Here is a 22111-nt window from a genome sequence, read left to right on the forward strand (position 1 = left end):
GTTCGGCGGGGTCGGCTCACTCGACCGGGCTTGGTTCGGTCGCCGAGTCGGTCCCGGCGGCCGGCAGCGCGGACGGGGCCAGGCGGGCGCTGATCGCCACCACCATCGGCCAGATCGACTCGGCCCCGGCGGCGAACCGTTCGGTCAGCCCGATCCACGGGCCACGACTGAACATCTCGACGCCGAACCAGGCACAGAGCCCGATCGGTACCAGGCTCGCGATGATCGCGGCGGGTCGGCGTACCGCCCAGGGACGGGGCGCGGTCGGGTCGGCCCAGGTCGGCCAGAACCTGTCTCGCAGTGCGACCGTGGATGCCAGTGGCCAGAGGGCGAGCGCGACGAAGGCGGTCCCGGCGACAAACGCGTGCTCGTCCGAACCGCCGTTCTCCGGTTGCGGAAACAGTGCCACCAGTCCGGTGGCGATCCCGCCGAGGGCGAGCAGGGCCCGGCCCAGCACCCCGGCCAGCACCAACCCGATCGCGGTGACCAGGTAACAGGCCCCGGCGGCGGCCAGCCCGAGCTGCATGATCCACGGGTCGGTCGCGCCGGGCCCGGCGAGCACGCTGATGGTGTCGAAGACCGGGTCGTAATGGTCGGGTTGGCGAGCCGCCCCGGCGGTCCAGGCGCCGATCAGGAAGAACGGGGCACCGATGGCGGAGAGTAGGGCCCACCACGGCACGGGTCGCATTCGGTCACCGTACTGCGGTGCATCGGTGCAGGTCCGGCGATTGCGGACGGTCGTTGAGCCTCGGTGAGCGGCACTGTCAGTGACGCGCGCCCAACTCCAGTGCGGCCACTCCGGCGATCACCAGCACCAGCCCACCGACCTGGATCCAGGTGAGGCTGTCGCCCAGGAACGCGGCACCGATCACCGCCACCAGGGCCACCCCGATGGCCGACCAGACCCCGTACGCGACGCCGACCGGCATCCCCCGCTTCAGCACCTCGGCGAGGAGTACGAACGCGATGATGTAACCGATCACGACGATCACCGACGGAACCAGCTTCGAGAACCCCTCGGAGATCCGCAGCGCGATGGTCGCGCTCACCTCGCTGAGGATCGCGGCACCCAACAGGATCCAGATCATGCGCGTCCTCCCGGTTTCCGGCCTCGAACGCGAACCCTATTTCCTTCCGCGATCACCGCGAAGCGGAACCCCTCCCTCCGGACACGCCCCGGGTAGGGATCCCCCCGATCGGTGGCCGCTCGTGGCCGCTCGACTTCGGGTGCCCGCCGCCGCGAGCGGACCCCTCGATCGTCGGCTGCTCGACCCTGTGCCACGCCGCGTCGAGTGGATCCTCGATCGTCGGCTACTCAGCCCTGTGCCACGCCCATCGGAACAGGGTTCAGCAGCCGACGATCCGGGTTCACCCGCCGATTCCGCCGATCCCGGCGGGGGCGGGGTTCGCGGCGGGGGCGGGGTTCGCGGTGGGCGGAGCGGGGGCGTCATGCAGGGCGTCGCGGACCGTGGCGAGATCGGGGCCGGTCGCGTTGACCAGTACGGCCGGTCCGCCGGCCAGTGGCATTCGGGCCGCGCACACCCCCAGCGGTGTCGCCCTCGGCACCCCGGTCTCGACCCAGCCGGGGTCGACCCGCAGAAGTGTTCCGGTGACCCGTGCACCGCCGAGCCCCGCCGGACCCGCCCACCCCGGTGCACCCGGCCCCACCGCCAGTTCGTTGCGCAGCAGCGTACGGCCGGCGTAGCGCACGGTCGTGCTGATCCGTACGTCACCGACCGGCTCGCCGTGCCGCCCGCAGACCAGCTCCTCCCGCCAGACCAGGGCGGCGCCCTCCGCCAGCTCCAGCACCGAGCGGGAGAGGTGATCACAGCGCGCGGCCCCGATCAGCGGCTCGGGCAGCCACCGCAGCCGACCTCCCGCCGCCACCCGTGCCACCACCTCCAGCCGGGACTGCCCACCGCCCGCCCCCGGCAGCGCCAACGACGCCGCCACGGTCCGTACGCACAGCAGCGCGCTCGCGCCCACCTCGATCTCGATCCGTAGCCGGTCCCCGCCGAGCGGTCCGGCCGCGCCCCCGACCAGGTGCACCTGCACCTCGCCGGGGTCGCCATCGGGTCCGGTACGCCGCACCAGCAGCGGAGCCTCCCCGCGCAGCTCGGTCAGCCTGGTGCCCCGCGAGCCGTCCGCCACCGCCACGATCCGGGCAACCGCCCGCATCAGTACGAGGCCGGTGACCGTACGACCCCGGTCCGGTTCGCTACGAGGGCGCGTACCCAGTCGGCGACGGGGGTTGCCGAGCGGTCCTGGACCAGGGAGAGGAAGACGGTCGGCAGGTCGCCCCGGCGGGCCGCCGCGTCCCGGGACATCACCGACAGGTCGGCCCCGACCAGCGGCGCCAGATCCGTTTTGTTGATCACGAGCAGGTCGGCGCCGGTGACCCCCGGCCCACCCTTGCGGGGCACCTTGTCCCCGCCGGCCACGTCGACCACGAAGATCTGCTGGTCGATCAGCCCCTTACTGAACGTTGCGGTCAGGTTGTCGCCGCCGCTCTCCACCAGCACCAGGTCCAGCGGCCCGAGCGTCGCCTCCAACTCCTCGACCGCGTCGAGGTTGGCGGAGATGTCGTCCCGGATCGCGGTGTGCGGGCAGCACCCGGTCTCCACCGCCCGGATCCGTTCGGCCGGCAGGACACCGTGCCGGAGCAGGAAGTCCGCGTCCTCGGTGGTGTAGATGTCGTTGGTCACCACCGCCAGCCGCAACTCGGCCGACAGTGTCCGGCACAGCGCCGCGACCAGCGCGGTCTTGCCGGAACCGACCGGCCCGCCGATCCCGATCCGCAACGCCCGACCACCGTCGACCGGTGCTCCGGCCAGCGGCGGATGCGGATCGACCCCCGGATCGGGATGGGTGTGCGGCGGCTCGTCCGGGTCGTGCACGTGCGGCGTACCGGCCGGGTGAGAGGTATCAGGATGCAAAGAGACGCACCTCCTGGCTCGCGTGCAGTTCGGCGCCGATCTCCAGCAGGACAGCGGAGTCGGCAGGCAGGTCGTCGACCGGATCATCCACCCGACCGGCAGCGTCGGCCGCCAGCCGGTCGCATTCGCCGGCCAGACCGGCAAGCAGGGCATGGACCGCGTACGGGTCAAGACCGAGCAGGCGTACGGCGGCACTGGCCGGACCACTGACCGACCCGTACGCGCAGGCCACCGCCGCCTCGGTCGGGCCCAGCCCGGCGGCAGCCGCCACCAGGCCGAGCGCCACCGGTTGGTGCAGACCGGCCGGGGAAACCTCGACCGGCACCGCCACCGGGCCGAAGATCGCCCGTCCGGCGCGTACGAGTGCTCTGCCCTGGGCTCGCGACGCCCGCCGCAGCGCGGGTGAGGGCGTACGCGCGTCCAGGCCGTCGTCCAGGTCGGCGGCCGGCACTCGGCCGGCGCAGGCGCTGGCGGCGAACGCCGCGCCGACCCGGCCCGTGGTGGCGAGCCGGCCGCGCAGGAACTCGGCCAGCCCGGCCAGGTCCCGCAACCTGCCCGAGGCGACCGCCGACTCCAGCCCACCGGAGTGGGCGTGCGAACCGGCGGGCAGCCGCCCGTCGGCGAGCACCAACAACGTGGCCAGCGAGGACATGTCGGCTAGAAGAGGAAGTAGCGCTGGGCCATCGGCAGCTCCGTCGCCGGTTCGGGCTCGATCACCGCGCCGTCGATCCGGACGGTGAAGGTGTCCGGCTCGACCTCGATCCGAGGCAGCGCGTCGTTGAGCGGCATGTCCGCCTTGCCGCGCGACCGGACGTCGGCCACCGGGGCGAGCCGTCGACCCAACCCGATCCGCTCACCGAGCTTGTCCTCGATCGCGGCCGGCGCGACGAACGCCAGGCTGGTCTGGGCCGGTGCGGTGCCGTACGCGCCGAACATGGGGCGGGGCAGGACCGGTTGCGGGGTCGGGATCGAGGCGTTGGCGTCACCCATCTGCGCCCACGCGATCATGCCGCCCTTGATGACCAGGTGTGGGCGTACGCCGAAGAACACCGGATCCCAGAGCACCAGATCGGCGAGCTTGCCCTTCTCGACCGAGCCGACCTCGGCGTCGATGCCGTGCGCGATGGCGGGGCAGATCGTGTACTTGGCCACGTACCGCCGGGCCCGCTGGTTGTCCGCGGCCCCGTCACCGGGCAGCGAACCGCGCCTGGCCTTCATCACGTGCGCGGTCTGCCAGGTACGCAGGATGACCTCGCCGGCCCGCCCCATCGCCTGCGCGTCCGACCCGATCATCGAGATCGCCCCGAGGTCGTGCAGCACGTCCTCGGCCGCCATCGTGCTCGGCCGGATCCGACTCTCCGCGAACGCCAGGTCCTCCGGCACGGTCGGGTTCAGGTGGTGGCACACCATCAGCATGTCGAGGTGCTCGTCCAGGGTGTTGCGGGTGTACGGCCGGGTCGGGTTCGTCGACGACGGCAGCACGTTCGGCTCGGCGGCGACGGTGATGATGTCCGGTGCGTGCCCGCCGCCCGCCCCCTCGGTGTGATAGGCGTGGATGGATCGGCCGCCGATCGCGCGCAGGGTGTCGGCGACGAACCCGGCCTCGTTCAGGGTGTCGGTGTGGATCGCCACCTGTACCCCGGAGGCGTCCGCGACCCGCAGACAGGCGTCGATCGCGGCCGGGGTGGTGCCCCAGTCCTCGTGCAGCTTGAAGCCGCCCGCGCCGCCGCGCAACTGCTCCCACATGGACTCTTCGCGGACGGTGTTGCCCTTGCCGAGCAGCAGTACGTTCACCGGCCACGGGTCGATCGAGGCCAGCATCCGGGCCAGGTACCAGGCGTTCGGGGTGACCGTGGTCGCCTTGGTCCCCTCGGCCGGGCCGGTCCCACCACCCATGATCGTGGTGATCCCGCTGGCCAGCGCCGTTTCCAGGATCTGCGGACAGATCAGGTGTACGTGACTGTCGATCCCACCGGCGGTCAGGATCTTCCCGTTACCGGAGATGATCTCCGTTCCCGGCCCGATCACCAGGTCAGGATGCACACCGTCCATGGTGTCCGGGTTGCCGGCCTTGCCGAGCGCCACGATCCGCCCGTCCCGGATCCCCACATCCGCCTTCACGATGCCCCAGTGATCGAGCACCACCACACCCGTGATCACCGTGTCCGGCGCACCCTCGGCCCGGGTAGCCATCGACTGCCCCATCGACTCCCGAATCACCTTCCCCCCGCCGAACACCGCCTCATCCCCGTACCCGCAGTAGTCCCGCTCGACCTCGACCAGCAGATTCGTGTCCGCCAGCCGGATCCGGTCCCCGGCCGTAGGCCCATACAGCGCGGCATACCGCCGCCGATCCATCGTGCTCACACCACACCCCCACTGCCGCCCGCGCCGCTGCCCGCCTCGCCCTCGCCCGCCTCGTTGATCATGAAGTTAGCGACGGTTTTCGGCCTGAAATCTGCGCTAACTTCATGATCAACGCGCTGATCGACTGGGTCGAGGGGGCCGGCGGAGGCGGAGCGGAGGCCGGGGACTGTGCGGGTGCCGGCTAGTGGGATCAGGTCCACCGTGCGGGTGATGCCGGGTTCGAAGCGGATGGCGGTGCCGGCGGGTACGGCGAGTCGGTGGCCCCAGGCGGCGGATCGGTCGAACTCCAGCGCCGGATTCGCCTCGGCGAAGTGGTAGTGCGAACCGACCTGAACCGGCCGGTCGCCGGTGTTGTTGACCGGCAGGGTCAGCACCGGCCGACCGGCATTGATCTCTATGTCGCCCGCACCAGGAAGCACCTCGCCCGGGATCATGTGGTCCACCTTCCCAACGGAGCCGCTGCGGGCCCCTGGCCTACGAGATCGGGTCGTGTACGGTCACCAGCTTCGTACCGTCCGGGAAAGTTGCCTCGACCTGCACTTCGGGCAACATCTCGGGCACCCCTTCGAGGACGTCCTCGCGGCCGAGCACCCGCCGGCCGGCGTCCATCAGGTCGGCGACGCTGCGACCGTCGCGCGCCCCCTCCAAGAGGAACGCGGTGATCACCGCCGTCGCTTCCGGGTGGTTCAGCCGTAGCCCACGTTCTCGTCGGCGCCAGGCGACGTCGGCGGCGACGTGGATGAGCAACCGGTCCTGCTCGTGTCGGGTGAGGAACAACGCAGTACCTCCGGACAGGGGAGCGAACATTGTGGATCGTGCCAGTCGCAGGTAACGCAGGTGTTACGCCGTATGGCCGCTGCTCACGGGGCTTCGCGACCCGGTCGGTCCCGGTAGCTTCGTCGATGTACGCAGCATTGCCACGTTAACGGGGGATGGGACAGCGGTCGGTTGTGGAACCAGGGCGGCCCATACGGGGAGGCCGGCTACGGGCGGTGACCCGGACGGCCAGCCTGATCGTACTGGTGGTGGTCGGCTCGCTGCTGACCGGATGCGGGCAGGACAACGCACCGACGCCCGATCCGACGTCGGCGCCGAGTCTGACGCCGACACCGGATCCGATGACGTCGGCCAGTCCGGCGAAGACGATCACCGTCACCAGTTCGGCCTTTGCCGAGGGAACGCGCATACCCGAGCGGTACACCTGCAAGGGCGGCAGCGAGCGCCCGCCACTGGCCTGGTCCGGTGACATCGGGGACGCCGCCGCGTTCGCGGTCATCGTTGACGACCCGGACGCACCGGGCTTCACGTACGTGCACTGGATCGCCTACGACATCCCGGCCGCCACGAAGGAGATCCCGGCCGGTGACCTGCCCGCCGATCTGCTCCAGGCGTCGAACTCCAACGGTGGCGCGACCTGGACCCCGCCCTGCCCGCCGAGCGGCGTACACCGCTACCAGTTCACCGTGTACGCCCTGGAGAAGAGGATCGGCCTGCCGGCCGGCACCGAAGCCGGCGAAGCGCGTAAGGCGATCGAGGCGGCGGCGATCGGTACCGGCACCCTGACCGGCCTCTACGGCAACCCCTGACGTCATCGGCGGTGTGTGGGCGCGGCAGGCGGTTGTCCGGCGCGAGCAGCAGACGCGCCGAACGGCTGGTCAGTCGCCGGTCAGGTCGCGGCGGATGGCGATGACCGCGCCCACCAACGCCAGGGCCGCCCAGGCGGCGGCGATCAGCAGACTGTCGCGCTCACCGGCACCGCCGCCCAGGAAGGCGGAGAACGGCAGCGGTGCCTTCAACCGGCCGACCAGCCCCTCGATGAAGACGAACCAGCCCGCGCACCCCAGGAACAGCCAGGTCGGACGACGTACGATCGCCGCGGTGGCGGCACCGAAGACGGCCATGATCGGCACGACGGTCAAGGTGTACCGGTACTGGGTCACGTCACCCTTGGCGAGCACGGTGGCACCGCTCACCGCAGCGACTCCCGAGGCGACGACCACGCTCGCGATGACCTGGGCGACCAACACCAGCGCCCGCTTCGGCTGGGCCAGGTAGAGCAACACCGCCGTACGGTGCTGGTAGTGCTGGGCGACGGTCATCACGGCCAGCCCGAACGCGCCGAGGCAGGTCAGCAGCGCCCACGAGTCGACGTTGAACGAGCCGAACAACGCGCCCACCGTGCTGAGGATGGCTATCGAGATCCAACTGGACCGGATCGTCGCCGCCCGGTAGAGCTCACTGCGTACGAGAGCGATCATCAGGCGGCTGCCAGGTCGAGGAAGATCTGTTCGAGGTTCGGGGCGTCGACGGTCATCTCGTAGATGGGTACCTGCGCACCGAAGGCGATCTCACCTGCGTCCTCGGGGGACAGTCCGACCACTTCCAGTGCGTGTCCGTCCGTGGTCACACTGCCACCGGCACCCTCGAACGCCCGCCACAGGCGTTGCGGGTCGCGGCCGCGTACCCGAAGTTTGCGGTTCGTGGCGCCGTAGAGGCTGGCGAGCGGTGCCGTACAGCGGACCTGCCCTTTGGCGATGATGACCACGTCGTCGATGAGCTGTGCCAACTCGGCCAGCAGGTGACTGGAGATGAGTACGGTCCCACCCTCGCGAGCGTGGTCGCGCAGCAGTTGACGAAGCCACGCGATGCCCTCGGGGTCGAGCCCGTTCGCCGGCTCGTCCAGGATGAGCACCGCCGGACTCCCCAACAGCGCGGTCGCCACCGCGAGACGCTGCCGCATTCCCAGCGAATAGTCACCGCTGCGCTGGTCGGCGGCGTGCGCCAACCCGACGTACTCCAGCAGGGTGTCCGCACGGGAGCGGGGTGCACCGGCCGCGATCGCCTGGGAGATCAGGTGGGCCCGACCGGTCTGACCCGGATGACTGACGCCCTGTTCGAGTACCGCGCCGACCTGTCGCAGCGGATGCGCGAGGTCACGGAACCGCCTGTTGTTGATCAGCGCGTCGCCGGACGTCGGTCGGCTCAGCCCGAGCAGCATCCGCAGCGTCGTGGTCTTGCCCGAGCCGTTGAGCCCGAGAAACCCGGTAACCCTGCCCGGTACGGCAGTGAAGCTGACACCGTCCACGGCGCGCACCCGGCGGTACTGCTTGGTGAGTTCGAGGGCCTGGATCATCGCGCCCATTATTGCCAGGCGGCCATCGCCGCGCAGCCCCCACCGATCCGGCCAGGCCCGTCGCGGTCAGCCCGCGTCCGAGCCGTCCATCCGCCGGACACGCCCTTCCGCGTACGCCTGGACCTCGGCCGCCAACCAGATGCGTCCCACCCCGAGAGTGTGTCGATCGGGGCGGGGAAATCCGGCCGGTCGACCAGGATCGCGGCACGCTGACGACTGACCCCGAGAAGGTCGGCCACCTCGGCGAGCGCCATCATCCGCACCGCTGCACTCTGCGGTGCCTCGGGGTAGGCAGGTAGTCAACGAGGGTGTTGACGAGCTGTCACCAGTGGCCCCGGCAGCCTCGATCCATGTGGACGCGACGTGCGCTCAAACCGATTCCGTTGGCACCCCTGCACCGCCGCACCTGGCGCCGATTCCGCCGCTGGTGCTCCTGCGGTCTCCGTTGGACCTCGGCGCAGCGCTGGCGGGCAAACGGCGGTCGCTGGTGACCACGCCGCCGCTCCAGCAACGCCAACACCTCCCGCTCCGGCCCCTCTGGATCTGCCGAATCTGCGCCGCGCCCTGGCCCTGCGCCCCCGCCCGCCTCAGCCTTCGGCGCAAGTACGCGCACGACCTCGTCTCGCTTGCCATCTACCTATCGACGGTGCTGCACGAGGCCGCCGCCGACCTCTACCGTCTGAGCCCGAACCCGGCCCCGACCCGACGGATCTTTTCGCCAGGTTCCTCGGCTGGACTCGTCGTGGTACTCCTGACGTACTGCCGTGAGGTCGTGAATCGATTGGGGCGTACACCATCAATGATGTGGCGACATCGTCTTTGATGTACGCCCTTGTCGTGTGTGCATCGCAGAATCCGGAGGCGAGGCAAACAGTGAGTTCTGTCCGAAAAGGATGGAAGAGGCTAGCTATCAACGGCTTTCTTGTTCTTGCCGGGGGACTTGCCCTGCCGGACCTCATTGCCGAGGGCAGTTGGCGTCGGTGGATCGTTGGCCCCGGCTTGGTTGTCATGATCGCGGTAATAATCACTGACCTTGTGAAGTTGGTCAGGGAACGCGTCGCGGAGCGGGAAGAGAAGCAACAGGGACGGCGATGACGACTGCTGGGACGTCCTGCACCACTTTGTGGTCGGCATTGGATGTGGAGGTGATATGAAAGCGCTGCATCGGCTCATCGGTATCGTGCGTGGTCTGCTCCTGGTGGCACTCACGTTGGATACGGTGCTGGTCGGATGGCTCGTCTTCTCGGCGGAATCGGTACAGGAGATGGTTGTCGGGCTCTTGGTCTCACTCCTGATCCCTGGCGGCCTCTACATACTCCTGGGACTCCTGGAACGAGTGGCGTACAGCTCTGCCGAGCCCGGCAGGCACTCCAAGCGAACAGGCTTCCCCTGGAGATGAGGGCCTGACGGGCCGATGGATGGGGGAGGACTCGGCGCAGTCAGGCGTGGGTGCGTACGCGCTGTTCGCCGGCTTCTACGGGGAAGGGGAGGATGTTCTGGCGGGGCGGGAGGGGGCAGATGAAGGCGTCGGAGAAGGCGCACGGCGGCAACTCCACCCGATTGAAGTCCAGCGTCACCGGCCCCGGACCGGTCGGCAGCGGTACGAACAGGAAGCGCGAAGCCGCGTACGACTGCTTCCCGCTCGTGGCGTCCCGGAAGGTCAGGTGCGCCTCGCCCACGTGACCGGTGTCGAGCCCCACCATCTCCACCTCGTGACCGTCCACAGCGAACGAGAACGTACCGATCACCTGGTAGTCGACCTCGCGCCCCGAGTTGGTGTGCACGATGTGCTCGGTGGTGTCCACCTCCGCCGGGCGGAACTCGGCCGTCACCACCCACGCCGGGTTCGGGGCGAACGCGTCGATGCCGGCGAAGGTCCGTACCCCTTCGGAGTTCGGGTCGTAGGTCCGTACGGCGGTGTCGTTGCCCCGGCGGATGATGACCAGCGCGACATCGCCCACGGCGAGCCACTGACCGTCGCGGAGCACCGCCTCGGTGACCGGCTCCCCGTCGACGGTGAGCCCGGCCGCGTCGGTGACCCGGACGACTCCGTTCTCGACCGACCAGCGTCCCGGCACACCCTCGATGACCGTCTCCTCGGAAATCCAGTTGGTGCCGGTCAGGGTGAGGTCACCACCGGGGGAGGAGACCTTGGTTTCCCGCTGGTCGTGCCACTTTCGCCACTCGTCGGCGAAGTTGTCGCTGGTCACATCGGTGTCGACGCTCATGCCGTCTCCTCGGTTCGTGCAGTGGGAAGCGCCGGAAGGGCCGCCGCGCTCGGAAGCAGATCAGCCGTACCCGGCGGGGCAGTCAGGTCGGCGGGGAGTTGGGGGATCGCGGCCAGTAGCGCGCGGGTGTAGTCCTGGGTCGGTCGTTCGAGCACGGTCGCGGTCGGGCCGGACTCGACCACCCGCCCGTGCCGCATCACCAGCACCTGCTGGCAGAGCTGGCTGACGATCGCCAGGTCGTGCGACACCAGGACCAGCGTCAGCCCCAGTGTGTCGACCAACTCCCGCAGCAGGTCGACGATCTGGAGACGTACGGAGACGTCGAGGGCGCTGACCGGTTCGTCGGCGAGCAGCAGTCGGGGCGACGGGGCGAGGGCTCGGGCGATGGCGATGCGCTGCCGTTGGCCGCCGGAGAACTCGTGCGGGTAACGCCTGCCGTCGTCGGGGTGCAGGCCCACGGCGGTCAGCACCTCGGCGACCCTGTCCGCGCGTTCCGCCCGGTCCTTGCCGATTCTCAGGGACCGTAGCGGCTCGGCGACGATCGCGCCGACCGACATCCGGGGGTTCAGCGACGAGCGCGGGTCCTGGAAGACCACCTGCACCTGGCTCCGGAACTCCCGCCGGGGCACCTTCGCCAACGGCTGCCCACCGAAGAGAACCGAACCCGAGGTGGGCCGATCGACCCCGAGCAACAGGCGCAGCAGCGTGCTCTTACCCGCACCGGACTCACCGACGATGCCGAGGCTGACGCCACTGTCGATGGTGACATCCACCTGGTCCAGCGCGGGCCGGGGACGCTCGGCGTACTGACGGGTCAGCGAACGACCGGCGAGCAGTTCGGCGCTCATTGTTCAACCGTCCCAACCGTCAGGCGGGTCACCTGGGCCGCGCTGGTGACCAACTGCCGGGCGTACGCGGACCGCGGGCGGCGCAGGACGTCTTCGGTGGCGCCGGACTCCTCCACCCGACCGTCGCGCATGACGATCAGCCGTTGCGCCAGGTTGGCCACCACCGGCAGGTCGTGGCTGATGAAGAGCAGCGCCACCGAGGTCTCCTCGATCAGTTCGTCGAGCAGGCTGAGGATCTGCGCCTGCACGGTCACGTCCAGCGCGGTGGTCGGCTCGTCGGCGATCAGCACCCTGGGGCGGCAGGCCAGGGCCATCGCCAGCGCGACACGTTGCCGTTGGCCGCCGGAGATCTCGTGCGGCAGGGCCCGTACCAGGCGTTCCGGGTCGGGTAGTCCCACCCTTTCGCACCAGTGGACGGCCTGCGCCTGTGCGTCGGTCCGGTTCAGGCCCCGGTGCAGGCGCAGCGGGCCGGCGATCTGTCGGCCGATCGGCATCAGCGGGTCGAGTGCGGTCAGTGGTTCCTGGAAGACCATGCTGACGGTGTTTCCGCGTACGCGTCGCCAGTCGCGGTCCGGTGCGGCGATCAGGTCGCGGCCGTCGACGGTGATTGTGCCGCTGACCCGCATGCCTTCCGGCAGCAGACCGAGCAGGGCGAGTGCGGTCAGCGACTTGCCCGACCCTGACTCGCCGATCAGGCCGACCCGGTCGCGGGCGGCGAGTTCGACGTTCAGGTCCCTGACCAGGGTGCGGTCGTCGAGGGTGACGGTGAGGTGTTCGGCGGCGAGGATCGTGGTCATCGTTTCACCGCCCGTCGGTTGCGGCGCAGTTGCGGGTCGAGGGTTTCGCGCAGGCCATCGCCGAGCAGGTTCACGCCGATCACCGCGATGGCGACGGCGATGCCGGGCAGCAGCACGTTCCAGGGGGCGACGCTCACCGTCGGCTGGGCCTCCTGGAGCATCCGACCCCATGACGGTGCCGGCGGCGGGGTGCCGAGACCGAGGTACGACAGGGACGCCTCGGCGATCACCGCGATGCCGAACGCCAGGGTGGCCTGGACCAGCAGGGTGTGCCAGATGTTCGGCAGGACGTGCCGGACCAGGATCATGATCGGCCCGGTGCCGGAGGTCCTGGCGGCGAGCACGTAGTCCTGGGTGAAGATCCGGCTGGCCGAGATCCGGGTCAGCCGGGCCACCTCGGCGCAGACTCCCACCCCGATCGCGGTGATCGCCACCAGGGTCGACGCCCCGTAGACGGTGACCAGCAGCATCGCGAGCAGCAGGGTGGGGAACGCGATCAGGATGTCGACCACGCCGATCACCGCGTCGTCGGCGATCCGGCCACCGGCAGCGGCGAGCAGACCGAGCGGCAGGCCGAGTGCGAACGCCACCGCGACTGCGGCCGTACCGACCCAGACGGCGGTCCGGGCGCCGAGCATGAGTTGGGTGAACTGGTCCCGGCCGAGCCGGTCGGTGCCGGCCCAGTGGTCCGCCGACGGGCCGGCGAGCCGGCCGCCGGGGGTGGCCTGGTCCAGCGCGTACGGCGTCCAGAAGAGGCTGACCAGGGCCAGCGCCAGGATCAGGCCCAGCAGCACCGCCCCGGCGACCAGGGACGGTGACCAGCCCCGGCGCGCGCGACGGCCGGCCACCACCGGGGCTTCCGGTGGCGCGATGGTCGGGTCCAACAACGGTACGGTCACGCCTGACCTCGCAGTCGGGGGTCGATGAGCCGCTGGATCAGGTCCACGGCGAGACCGAGCAGCAGGACGGTGGCGGTCATCAGGAAGACCGCGCCCTGCACCACCGGCAGGTCCCGGGACTTCACACTGATCAGCAGGAGGCTGCCGAGGCCGGGCAGGGCGAAGACGCTCTCGATCACCACCGTGCCGAGCAGCGAACCGGCGAGCAGCACCCCGAGCACGTTCACCACCGGGGCGGCGCCGTTGCGCAACCCGTGCCGCCACAGCGCCCTCGGCAGGCTGTAACCGAGCGAACGGGCGGTCCGGATGTACTCCTGGTTGAGCACGTCGAGGGTGGCCGACCGGACGTACCGGACCAGCAGGGACGCCTGGGCGATGGTCAGCGTGACCACCGGCAGGACCAGCGACTGCACGGCGGCGCCGGGGTCCTGCCAGCCGTCGCGGGGGAAACCGCCCGGCGGCAGCCAGCGCCACTGCACGGCGACCAGCCAGACGACCACGATGCCGACCCAGAAGATCGGCAACGCGATCCCGAGCTGGGCCAGGCCGGAGACCGCGACCCCGGCGGCGTTGCGGCGACGCAACGCCGCGAACACCCCCACCGGTACGGCGACCAGGATCGAGGCCACGAAGGCGCTCAGCGCCAGCGGCAGGGTCACCGGCAACCGGTCGACGATCTGTTCCAGCACCGGCGTACGGGTGAACAGGCTGTCGCCGAGGTTGCCGGTGAACAGCCCGCCGAACCAGTCGCCGTACTGGGTGAGCAGGGGGCGGTCGGTGCCGAGCTGGTGGCGGATCGCCTCGATCTGCTCCGGTGGCGAGCCGACCGCGAGCAGGGTCACGGCCGGGTCGCCGGGCAGCACCCGGAGCAGGAAGAAGACCGCCGAGCCGGCCAGGAACAGCGAGCCGACCAGCCAGCCGAGCCGGCGCAGCAGGTATCCGAGCATCGTCACCGCCGTCCCTGCGAACGCTTCAGCCGAAGCCGAAGCCGAAGCCGAAGCGGCCGAGGGCCGGCCGGTGACCCGGGGGAGCGGGTACCGGCCGGCCAGGGCGCGCTGACGGGGGAATCAGCGCTGCTTGCTGATCGGGGCGACATAGAAGCTGTCCGTGGTGAGGTTCTTCTGGTAGCCGCTGACCGCGCTGGACGCGATCTTGATTGCCGGGTCGAGGTAGAGCCAGTCGCTCGCCGCGTCCTCGGAGATCTGCCGGGCGACCTTCTTCAACAGTTCGGTCTGCTCGGCCTCGGTGGCGGCCGTCTCCGACTGCTTCACCCACTCCTGGACCTGCGGGTTCTTGTACTGCCAGTAGAAGTCCGGGTTGCCGTACCAGACCAGGTCACGCTGGTTGACGTGGGTCATGATCGTGGCCTGGAAGTTGTGGTTCTTGTAGACCTTGTCGGTCCAGGTGGCGTCGTCGATCGGGTTCAGCGTGATGTTGATGCCGGCCTGGGCGAGCTGGCTCTTCAGCCCCTGCGCCACGATGTTGATCGAGTCGGACGGCACGTAGTCCACGGTGAACGACAGCCCACCGGCGAAGCCGGCCTTGGCCAGCAGCGCCTTGGCGCCCTCGACGTTGTGGTCGTCGATGCTGGTCAGGTCCTCGTACCAGGGGTCGGTCGGCGGGACCATCGAGCCGAGGATCTGGCCGCGCTCGGCCCAGACGGCGGTCAGCAGCGCCTTGCGGTCGGTCGCCTGGCGGATCGCCTTGCGTACGTCAACGTTGTTGAACGGGGCCACCGAGTCGTTGAAGTTGAACAGTTCCTTGGTGGTCGAGGTGCCCTCGACGATGGTGAACTCGGGCCGGTTCTCGAACTGGGCGAGCACGTCCGGGCTGGTCACCTGGGTCACCAGGTCGAGCTGGCCGGCGAGCAGGGCGTTGTTCTCGGCGGTGGTGTCCTTGAAGAAGCGGTACACCACCTCCTTGTTCTTCGCCTTGTCACCCCAGTACTTGTCGTTGCGGACCAGGTTGATCGAGTCGCCCTGCTTCCAGGTGCCGACCGTGTACGGCCCGGTACCCACCACGGTCGTCTCCGGGTTGCCGGCGCCGGGCTTGGTCACCGCGGCCCCGGTCGAGGCCAGGTAGAACAGGAACGACTGCGACCGCTGGCTGAGCGCGATCTGCACCGTGTTGTCGTCCGGCGCCTCGATCGTCTTCATGATCGAGAGGTCCTTCTTCCGGGCGCTGGTCGACTCGTCCGAGGTCACCCGCTTGAGCGTGGTCACCACGTCGGCCGCCTTCAGCGGGGTGCCGTCGGAGAAGGTCACCCCGGACTGGAGGTGGAACGTGTACGTGGTCCCGTCCGTCGACACGTCCCACGACTTCGCCAGCAGCGGCTCGACCTTGCCGTCGTCGGTCAGCACGGTCAGACCCTCGACCACGTTGCGCAGCAGCACCTGGGCGTGACCGGTGTTGCCGCCCTTGACGGTGTTCAGCGTGGTCGGCTCGTTCAGCGAACCGATCGTGATCGTCGCGTCCGGGTCGGCGCCACCGGCGCTGCCGGACGGGCCGTCGGCCGAGTTCGAGCAGGCGCTGAGCAGCAGGGCGCCGATCGCGGCACCGGCCGTGACCAGGCCGAGCCGGCGACGGAAGTGACGTACGGGGGAGCGTCCCCCGGATGGGCTGGACGACATGTGCTGGCTCCAGGTGTGGCGGGCCACGATGACGACGGATCGGCACCGTTTGCGAGGGTTATCGGAGGGGGCCGTACGCGCCGGCCGGTGCGCGGCACTGGGCAGCCGGCCGCCGGGGAAAGTCTGTGTGCTGACGACGAGACGGTCAGCGACAACAACAGCCGCGTACCGGCGCGACGCCGGCCATGCGCCCAGCACACTGGGACGGATACGCGACGCTCATGTCAGGGACCATACCCGCGATCTTGTATTCCCTACCAATCCGATCGGAGTAATCTTGGCCACGTTTTGCCAGGGTGGCACGGGTGGTCGGGGGAGCGGGCCGGGGCTGTCCGGGGGAGGGCACCGGGCCCGCCGAGCCGCCCTGACAGAATGCAGGAGCCACATCCTGGACCCATGAGGAGAGCCCTGCCGTGATCCGTACCCATGACGCCGGCAGCCTGCGCGCGACGCACGCCGGCAGCACGGTGAAGCTCGCCGGCTGGGTGGCCCGCCGGCGCGACCACGGCGGCGTGATCTTCGTCGACCTGCGCGACTCCTCCGGCGTGGTGCAGGTCGTCTTCCGCGAGGGCATGGAATCCGCCCACGCGCTGCGCAACGAGTTCTGCGTCCTGGTCACCGGCGAGGTCACCCGCCGCCCCGAGGGCAACGACAACTCCGAGCTGCCCACCGGCGAGATCGAGGTCACCGCCAGCGAACTGGTCGTCCTCTCCGAGGCCGCCCCGCTGCCGCTCCCGGTCGACGACCAGGTGGCGGCCGGAGACGACATCCGGCTGCGCTACCGCTACCTCGACCTGCGCCGCAGCGGCCCGGCCAACGCGCTCAAGCTCCGCTCGAAGGCCAGCCACCTCGCCCGGGGCGTGCTGCACGACCGCGACTTCCTGGAGATCGAGACGCCGACCCTGACCCGGTCGACGCCCGAGGGTGCCCGCGACTTCCTGGTGCCGGTTCGGCTCCAGCCCGGCTCCTGGTACGCCCTCCCGCAGTCCCCGCAGCTGTTCAAGCAGCTCCTGATGGTCGGCGGGATGGAGCGGTACTACCAGATCGCCCGCTGCTACCGGGACGAGGACTTCCGCGCCGACCGGCAGCCTGAGTTCACCCAGCTCGACATCGAGATGTCCTTCGTCACCGAGGACGACGTGATCGACCTCGGCGAGGCGATCGTCACCACCCTCTGGCGTGAACTGGCCGGGCACCAGATCAGCTCCCCGATCCCGCGCATCACCTGGCACGACGCCATGAGCCGGTACGGGTCCGACAAGCCCGACCTGCGCTACGGGGTCGAGCTGACCGAGCTGACCGACTACCTGCGCGGCACCGAGTTCCGGGTCTTCGCCGGGGCGATCGACGCCGGAGGCTACGTCGGCGCGGTGGTCATGCCCGGCGGTGCCGGCCAGACCCGCAAGGAACTGGACGGCTGGCAGGACTGGGCCAAGTCGCGCGGGGCGCGTGGCCTGGCGTACGTGGTGCTCGACGCGGAGACCGGCGAGGCTCGGGGACCGGTGGCGAAGAACCTCTCCGAGGCGCACCTCGGCGGGCTCGCCGACGCCGTCGGTGCCAAGCCCGGCGACGCGGTCTTCTTCGCCGCCTCCGCCAACCAGCGCGAGGCGCAGGAACTGCTCGGTGCGGCACGGGTCGAGATCGCCAAGCGGTCGAACCTGATCGACGAGTCGGCGTGGGCGTTCTGCTGGGTGGTCGACGCGCCGATGTTCGAGCGGACCTCCGACCAGGAGAACGGCGGGGCGGGTGGCTGGACCGCCGTGCACCACCCGTTCACCTCGCCGAACGCGGACTGGGAGGGGCGCTTCGAGGAGGCACCCGACCGGGCCCTGGCGTACGCGTACGACATCGTCTGCAACGGCAACGAGATCGGTGGCGGCTCGGTCCGTATCCACCGGGGCGACGTACAGAGCCGGGTCTTCGACCTGCTCGGCATCACGCCCGAGGAGGCGACGGACAAGTTCGGCTTCCTGCTCGAGGCGTTCAAGTACGGCCCCCCGCCGCACGCCGGTATCGCGTTCGGGTGGGACCGGGTCTGCATGCTGCTCGCCGGGGCGGAGTCGATCCGCGAGGTGATCGCCTTCCCGAAGACCCGTGGTGGGTACGACCCGCTGACCGGGGCACCGACGCCGATCACCGGCCAGCAGCGGACCGAGGCCGGCATCGACGCCAAGCCGAAGCCGCCGACCCCGGCACACGCCGGCACCGCCGGGGTGGCCGCACCGGTCGAGCCGGTCTGAACCCGTTGACCCTGCTGATCGTCGGGGCCAGCGGTTACCTCGGCGGCGAACTGTGCCGCCGCGCGGTGACCGCTGGCCTCCGGGTCGTCGGGACGTACCACCGGGCGCCGGGTGTCATCAACGGTGTCGACTGGCAACGGCTGGACATCAACGACCGGGCCGCCGTGCGTGCGCTGGTCACCCGGGTACGCCCGGCCGCCGTGATCGGTACCGCCGCCGTCTACGGGCAGTGGGCGGTCTGTGCCGACGGGGCCGGCCATGTCGCGGTCGCCGCCGCCGAGGTGGGCGCCCGGCTGGTGCACCTGTCCAGTGACGCGCTGCACGGCGGGCGCCCGGAGCCGTACGCCGACGACGAGCCGCCCACCCCGGTCTACCCGTACGGGGCGGCGAAGGCGGCCGGCGAAACCGCCGTACGGCTGGCCGCCCCGGAAGCGGCGCTGGTGCGTACGTCGCTGATCGTCGGCGACGAGCGGAGCAAGCAGATCCGGCTCTGCCTGGACGCCCTCACCGGTGCACCGGGAGTGCGCCTGTTCACCGACGAGTTCCGCTGCCCGGTGGACGTGGGCGACCTGGCCTCGGCGGTGCTGGAACTGGTCGACTCGGACTACGCCGGGGTGCTGAACGTGGCCGGCGCGGACCCGGTGAGCCGGGCCGAACTGGGTCGGCTGGTGGCCCTGCGCTACGGCCTGGACCCGGCAAAGCTCGCGGTCACCACGATCGCCACCGCGGGTCAGCCCCGCCCCGCCGACGTACGCCTGGACAGCTCCCGCGCGGCGGCCCTGCTGAAGACCCGGCTGCGCGGCGTACGCGAACTCCTCGCTTCCTGAAAGACCTCCGTAGCTCCCCGAACGATCGCTTGCAGAAAACTTCTGCATAGGAGTTGTGCATAGATTCTGTGCAGAAGTATTCTGCAAAACATGTCTGCATCCGAGGAAGCCGACGGGACGGTCGAACCGGGCGGGACCGTCGAACCGGAGTCGAGTGTCCGGCTCGACGGTCGTCAGATCCGGGCACTGGCCCACCCGGTGCGTTCGCGCCTGCTCGCCGCGCTGCGGTCGGACGGCCCGGCCACCGCGACCGGGCTGGCCAACGCGCTCGGCACCAACACCGGCAACACCAGCTACCACCTGCGCCAACTCGCCGAGGTGGGACTCGTCGCCGAGGACACGGGGCGCGGCACCGGCCGGGAGCGGTGGTGGCGGTCCGTACACCGCAGCACCATCTGGTTCAGCAGCGACTTCGACGACGACCCCGACGCCCGCGCGGCCTCCGACTGGTTCGACGACCACCTGCTGCACAGCTACGTCGAGCAGGCCCGCAACTGGAACGCGGCCAAGCGCGGCTATCCCGCCGAGTGGCGGGCCGTCGGTGGCTACCACGACTCGCTGCTCAGCCTCACGCCGGAACGGCTGGGCGAGCTCACCGAGGAACTGGGCGCGGTGATCAGGCGCTACATGGCCGACCCGTCACCAGTCGGGGACCAGACCGAACAGGTCCTGCTCTACCTAAACATGTTCCCGCGGGTCGACACCCCGCCCGGCGCACCGTCCGACAGCCCGACAGCCATCCCGCCCGGCGGCCTGCCGATCGCCGGACACGACGACGAGGAGAGGCCATGACAGCGCTGACCATGCGGCAGGCCCGTGGCCGCTACCTGGTCCTGCTCGGGCTGCGCTGGTTCCCGGTCGGCCTGCTGATCCCGATCGGCACCCTGCTCATGCTGGAACGGGGGCTCACCCTGCCGCAGGTCGGCCTGGTGACGGCGGCGCAGGGGCTGGTCGTACTGGCGCTGGAACTGCCGACCGGCGGGCTCGCCGACGCGATCGGCCGCAAGCCGGTGCTGGTCCTGGCCAGCCTGCTCAGCCTCGCCTCACTGACCCTGCTGACCTTCGCCGACTCGGTCGGACTGTTCCTGCTCGTCTTCGTGATCCAGGGCATCTTCCGGGCGCTGGACAGCGGCCCGCTCGACTCCTGGTACGTCGACGCGGTCCTCGCCGTCGACCCCGACGCCGACCTCGAACGCGGGCTCGGCGGCGGCGGAGCGGTGCTCGGTGTGACGGTCGGAGCCGGAGCGCTGCTCAGTGGCGGCCTGGTCGCGCTCGGACCGGTCGGCGGGTTCAGCGCGCTGACCGTACCGGTGGTGGTCGCGTTCGTGTTCCAGGTGATCGCGCTGGTCGCCTTGGTCGTGCTCCTGCCGGAGGTACGCCAGGCGCGGGGCGTGGCCGCCCTGCGGGACTCGCTGCGCGGGGTGCCGACCGCCATCGGGGGCGCGTTCGGCCTGCTGCGCCGGTCCCGGATCCTGCTCGCCCTGGTCGCGGTCGAACTCTTCTGGGGCTTCGGCATGGTCACCTTCGAGACCCTGCTGCCCGTACGCCTCTCCGAGGTGATCGGCAACCCGGACGATGCGGCGGCGCTGCTCGGCCCCGCCGGCTCGGTGGCCTGGCTGGCCTCGGCCGCCGGTGCGGGTCTCGCCCCGGTGGTCGCCCGCCGGATCGGGGTCGCCCCCACCGCCGCCCTGCTGCGGATCGTGCAGGGCGCGACCGTGGTCGGGATGGGGCTGCTGGCCGGGCCGGTCGGTGTGATCGCCGCGTACCTCGCCTGTTACCTGGTGCACGGCGCGTCGAACCCACTGCACCTGGGGCTGCTGCACCGCCAGGTCGACGGCCCGTACCGGACCAGCGTGATCTCGCTCAACTCGATGGTCTCGCAGCCGGCCGGGGCGCTCGGCGGGGTGGTTCTGACCGCCGTGGCCGGGGCCACCTCGGTCACCATGGCCATGCTGGTCGGCGCGGTGGTCCTGGCCGTCGCCGCACCGCTCTACCTACCGGCCTGGCGGGCCACCCGCAACGCACCCGCCGTCGTCCCGGAAGAGCCGGTGCCGGCGACCGTTCCTCAGGCCAGGACGGGGACCGGGGCCAACCCCACCGACGTACGCGGAATCGAGCCGGCGAACCCGAGCCGGTCGTAGAGCCGGATCGCGGGGAGGTTGTCCGTCAGTACGCCGAGGGTCACCTCCTCGGTCTCGTCCAGCAGGGTACGGGTCATCGCGGCGGTGAGCGCGGCACCGAACCCCCGACCACGGGAGTCGGTCGCGACCGCGATCCCGGCGAGGAAGCCGGTGCCGCCCCGACTCCGGTCGGCACCGGCGGCCACCAGGCGACTGCCGTCGCGGATGCCGTACCAGTGGCGTACCCGAGGGTCGCCGGGGCGGGTGGTGCTGGTCGGGAAGGCGGCGTCGACCAGGGCGGTGATCGCGTCGTGGTCGGCCCCGGTGAGGCGTACCACCCGGTCCTCCTCCGGTTGGACCGGTGGCGGGGTCACCGCCCAGCGGAAGTCCCACTCGTCGCGCTGGGTCACGGGCAGGTGTTCGGCCGGGATGTCGCCGTCCAGCCGGGGCAGGTGAAGCCAGCGCAGGTCGAGCGTGCCGGTGGCGCGGAGTTCACCGGCCAGTTCGGCCGCCTGTGCGGCGTCGCCGGTCGCCCAGCCGGTCGCCCCGTGCGGGCCGGTCCCGGTCCAGAAGGTCGCGTTGTCGAGCAGGTAGCCGGTCGGCTCGCCGCCGCCGTGGGTGTTGAGCCGGACGTACGGGTGGTCGCCGGCCGCGGCCAGGACGGCCGCACGCCCCCTGACCAGGGTCGCTCTGCTGATCATGGGGGAAACAATAGCGCCGACCGGGCTGGTTCCACGGTGGAGATTGACGGGAGCCGTGGCGGGGTACATCAGGGTCGACCTACCCCACCCCCACGGAGGACACAAAGATGCTCGCCTACGTCGCCGCCGGCGTTTTCGGCTTTGCGCTCCTGCTCGACCTGTTCGACTCCGATCTCGGTGCGCCGGACCTGTTCAACTGGAACACCCTGATCCTTATCGGTCTGCTCTGCCTCGCGCTCTACCTGGCCGGCGTCGGTCGCGCGCCCGGCGGTGGCGGCGGACGCTGGCGCGGACGGCGGCCCGGTCGGGGCTGACCGTCGACCGACGCGAACCGGCCCGGGATCGGCGCATTTCAAGCGTCCGGCACCGGGCCGGTAATGTCTTC

23 protein-coding genes and 1 pseudogene are annotated in these 22111 nt (G+C 70.5%); 7 read left to right on the forward strand and 17 right to left on the reverse strand.

Going from position 1 to position 22111, the window contains the following annotated elements; all coding sequences use genetic code 11:
• Positions 1 to 16: 16 nt before the first annotated feature.
• From ACWEFB_RS15495 to ACWEFB_RS15530, 8 genes are all read right to left on the reverse strand, one after another.
• Complete coding sequence (locus ACWEFB_RS15495; protein WP_452285884.1) at positions 17 to 688, reverse strand: DUF998 domain-containing protein; 672 nt, start codon at positions 686 to 688, stop codon at positions 17 to 19.
• Positions 689 to 764: 76 nt separating this feature from the next.
• Complete coding sequence (locus ACWEFB_RS15500; protein WP_326559493.1) at positions 765 to 1088, reverse strand: DMT family transporter; 324 nt, start codon at positions 1086 to 1088, stop codon at positions 765 to 767.
• 280 nt (positions 1089 to 1368) lie between these two features.
• Entirely contained in the window at positions 1369 to 2178 is an 810-nt protein-coding gene (locus ACWEFB_RS15505; protein WP_452285886.1) for an urease accessory protein UreD, read from the reverse strand.
• Complete coding sequence (gene ureG, locus ACWEFB_RS15510; RefSeq protein WP_452285888.1) at positions 2178 to 2936, reverse strand: urease accessory protein UreG; 759 nt, start codon at positions 2934 to 2936, stop codon at positions 2178 to 2180. The genes ACWEFB_RS15505 and ureG overlap by 1 nt, the downstream gene beginning before the upstream one ends.
• A complete protein-coding gene (locus ACWEFB_RS15515; RefSeq protein ID WP_452285890.1) occupies positions 2926 to 3588 on the reverse strand; it encodes an urease accessory protein UreF in 663 nt (220 codons plus the stop codon). Before ACWEFB_RS15515 ends, ureG begins: the two co-directional genes overlap by 11 nt.
• 5 nt (positions 3589 to 3593) lie before the next feature.
• Positions 3594 to 5294, reverse strand: a complete 1701-nt coding sequence (locus ACWEFB_RS15520) for an urease subunit alpha (protein WP_452286052.1) — start codon at positions 5292 to 5294, stop codon at positions 3594 to 3596.
• Between the two features lie 5 nt (positions 5295 to 5299).
• Positions 5300 to 5737, reverse strand: coding sequence for an urease subunit beta (locus tag ACWEFB_RS15525; protein WP_452285892.1), 438 nt, complete (start codon positions 5735 to 5737; stop codon positions 5300 to 5302).
• Between the two features lie 40 nt (positions 5738 to 5777).
• Positions 5778 to 6080 (reverse strand): urease subunit gamma, encoded by a 303-nt coding sequence (locus ACWEFB_RS15530; protein WP_326559487.1) that lies wholly within the window; start codon positions 6078 to 6080, stop codon positions 5778 to 5780.
• A gap of 215 nt (positions 6081 to 6295) precedes the next feature.
• Between ACWEFB_RS15530 and ACWEFB_RS15535 the strand changes: the two genes are divergently transcribed.
• Positions 6296 to 6889, forward strand: coding sequence for a YbhB/YbcL family Raf kinase inhibitor-like protein (locus ACWEFB_RS15535; RefSeq protein WP_452285894.1), 594 nt, complete (start codon positions 6296 to 6298; stop codon positions 6887 to 6889).
• Between the two features lie 69 nt (positions 6890 to 6958).
• Here the strand turns inward: ACWEFB_RS15535 and ACWEFB_RS15540 are convergent, their stop codons facing one another.
• Both ACWEFB_RS15540 and ACWEFB_RS15545 read right to left on the reverse strand, forming a co-directional pair.
• Positions 6959 to 7561 (reverse strand): hypothetical protein, encoded by a 603-nt coding sequence (locus tag ACWEFB_RS15540; protein ID WP_452285896.1) that lies wholly within the window; start codon positions 7559 to 7561, stop codon positions 6959 to 6961.
• Entirely contained in the window at positions 7561 to 8436 is an 876-nt protein-coding gene (locus tag ACWEFB_RS15545; protein WP_452285898.1) for an ATP-binding cassette domain-containing protein, read from the reverse strand. Before ACWEFB_RS15545 ends, ACWEFB_RS15540 begins: the two co-directional genes overlap by 1 nt.
• A 487-nt stretch (positions 8437 to 8923) precedes the next feature.
• Between ACWEFB_RS15545 and ACWEFB_RS15550 the strand changes: the two are divergent.
• Positions 8924 to 9204, forward strand: a pseudogene (locus tag ACWEFB_RS15550) (hypothetical protein).
• 671 nt (positions 9205 to 9875) lie between these two features.
• Here ACWEFB_RS15550 and ACWEFB_RS15555 read toward each other — a convergent pair.
• From ACWEFB_RS15555 to ACWEFB_RS15580, 6 genes are all read right to left on the reverse strand, one after another.
• Positions 9876 to 10664, reverse strand: a complete 789-nt coding sequence (locus ACWEFB_RS15555) for a DUF1684 domain-containing protein (protein WP_452285900.1) — start codon at positions 10662 to 10664, stop codon at positions 9876 to 9878.
• Positions 10661 to 11512 carry an ABC transporter ATP-binding protein gene (locus ACWEFB_RS15560; protein WP_452285902.1) on the reverse strand — a complete coding sequence of 284 codons (852 nt, stop codon included), beginning with the start codon at positions 11510 to 11512 and terminating at the stop codon, positions 10661 to 10663. The genes ACWEFB_RS15555 and ACWEFB_RS15560 overlap by 4 nt, the downstream gene beginning before the upstream one ends.
• A complete protein-coding gene (locus ACWEFB_RS15565) occupies positions 11509 to 12309 on the reverse strand; it encodes an ATP-binding cassette domain-containing protein (protein ID WP_452285904.1) in 801 nt (266 codons plus the stop codon). Before ACWEFB_RS15565 ends, ACWEFB_RS15560 begins: the two co-directional genes overlap by 4 nt.
• On the reverse strand, positions 12306 to 13208 hold the full coding sequence (locus ACWEFB_RS15570) for an ABC transporter permease (protein ID WP_452285906.1): 903 nt from the start codon (positions 13206 to 13208) through the stop codon (positions 12306 to 12308). The genes ACWEFB_RS15565 and ACWEFB_RS15570 overlap by 4 nt, the downstream gene beginning before the upstream one ends.
• Complete coding sequence (locus tag ACWEFB_RS15575; protein WP_452286054.1) at positions 13205 to 14155, reverse strand: ABC transporter permease; 951 nt, start codon at positions 14153 to 14155, stop codon at positions 13205 to 13207. Before ACWEFB_RS15575 ends, ACWEFB_RS15570 begins: the two co-directional genes overlap by 4 nt.
• Before the next feature lie 120 nt (positions 14156 to 14275).
• Positions 14276 to 15838, reverse strand: a complete 1563-nt coding sequence (locus ACWEFB_RS15580; protein ID WP_452285908.1) for an ABC transporter substrate-binding protein — start codon at positions 15836 to 15838, stop codon at positions 14276 to 14278.
• Between the two features lie 413 nt (positions 15839 to 16251).
• Between ACWEFB_RS15580 and aspS the strand changes: the two genes are divergently transcribed.
• The 4 genes from aspS to ACWEFB_RS15600 all read left to right on the forward strand — a co-directional run bounded on the left by aspS (position 16252) and on the right by ACWEFB_RS15600 (position 21046).
• Positions 16252 to 18078, forward strand: a complete 1827-nt coding sequence (gene aspS, locus ACWEFB_RS15585) for an aspartate--tRNA ligase (protein WP_452285910.1) — start codon at positions 16252 to 16254, stop codon at positions 18076 to 18078.
• A 5-nt stretch (positions 18079 to 18083) separates the two neighbouring features.
• Positions 18084 to 18905 (forward strand): SDR family oxidoreductase, encoded by an 822-nt coding sequence (locus ACWEFB_RS15590; RefSeq protein WP_452285912.1) that lies wholly within the window; start codon positions 18084 to 18086, stop codon positions 18903 to 18905.
• Between the two features lie 90 nt (positions 18906 to 18995).
• Complete coding sequence (locus ACWEFB_RS15595) at positions 18996 to 19697, forward strand: ArsR/SmtB family transcription factor (protein WP_452285914.1); 702 nt, start codon at positions 18996 to 18998, stop codon at positions 19695 to 19697.
• Positions 19694 to 21046 (forward strand): MFS transporter, encoded by a 1353-nt coding sequence (locus tag ACWEFB_RS15600; RefSeq protein WP_452285916.1) that lies wholly within the window; start codon positions 19694 to 19696, stop codon positions 21044 to 21046. Before ACWEFB_RS15595 ends, ACWEFB_RS15600 begins: the two co-directional genes overlap by 4 nt.
• Here ACWEFB_RS15600 and ACWEFB_RS15605 read toward each other — a convergent pair.
• Complete coding sequence (locus ACWEFB_RS15605) at positions 20971 to 21726, reverse strand: GNAT family N-acetyltransferase (RefSeq protein WP_452285918.1); 756 nt, start codon at positions 21724 to 21726, stop codon at positions 20971 to 20973. The genes ACWEFB_RS15600 and ACWEFB_RS15605 overlap by 76 nt on opposite strands.
• A gap of 107 nt (positions 21727 to 21833) precedes the next feature.
• Between ACWEFB_RS15605 and ACWEFB_RS15610 the strand changes: the two genes are divergently transcribed.
• Positions 21834 to 22040: a hypothetical protein gene (locus ACWEFB_RS15610; RefSeq protein WP_452285920.1), complete on the forward strand. Its 207-nt coding sequence runs from the start codon at positions 21834 to 21836 to the stop codon at positions 22038 to 22040.
• Positions 22041 to 22111 lie beyond the last annotated feature (71 nt).

The sequence above is a fragment of the Micromonospora sp. NPDC004704 genome (assembly GCF_053601675.1).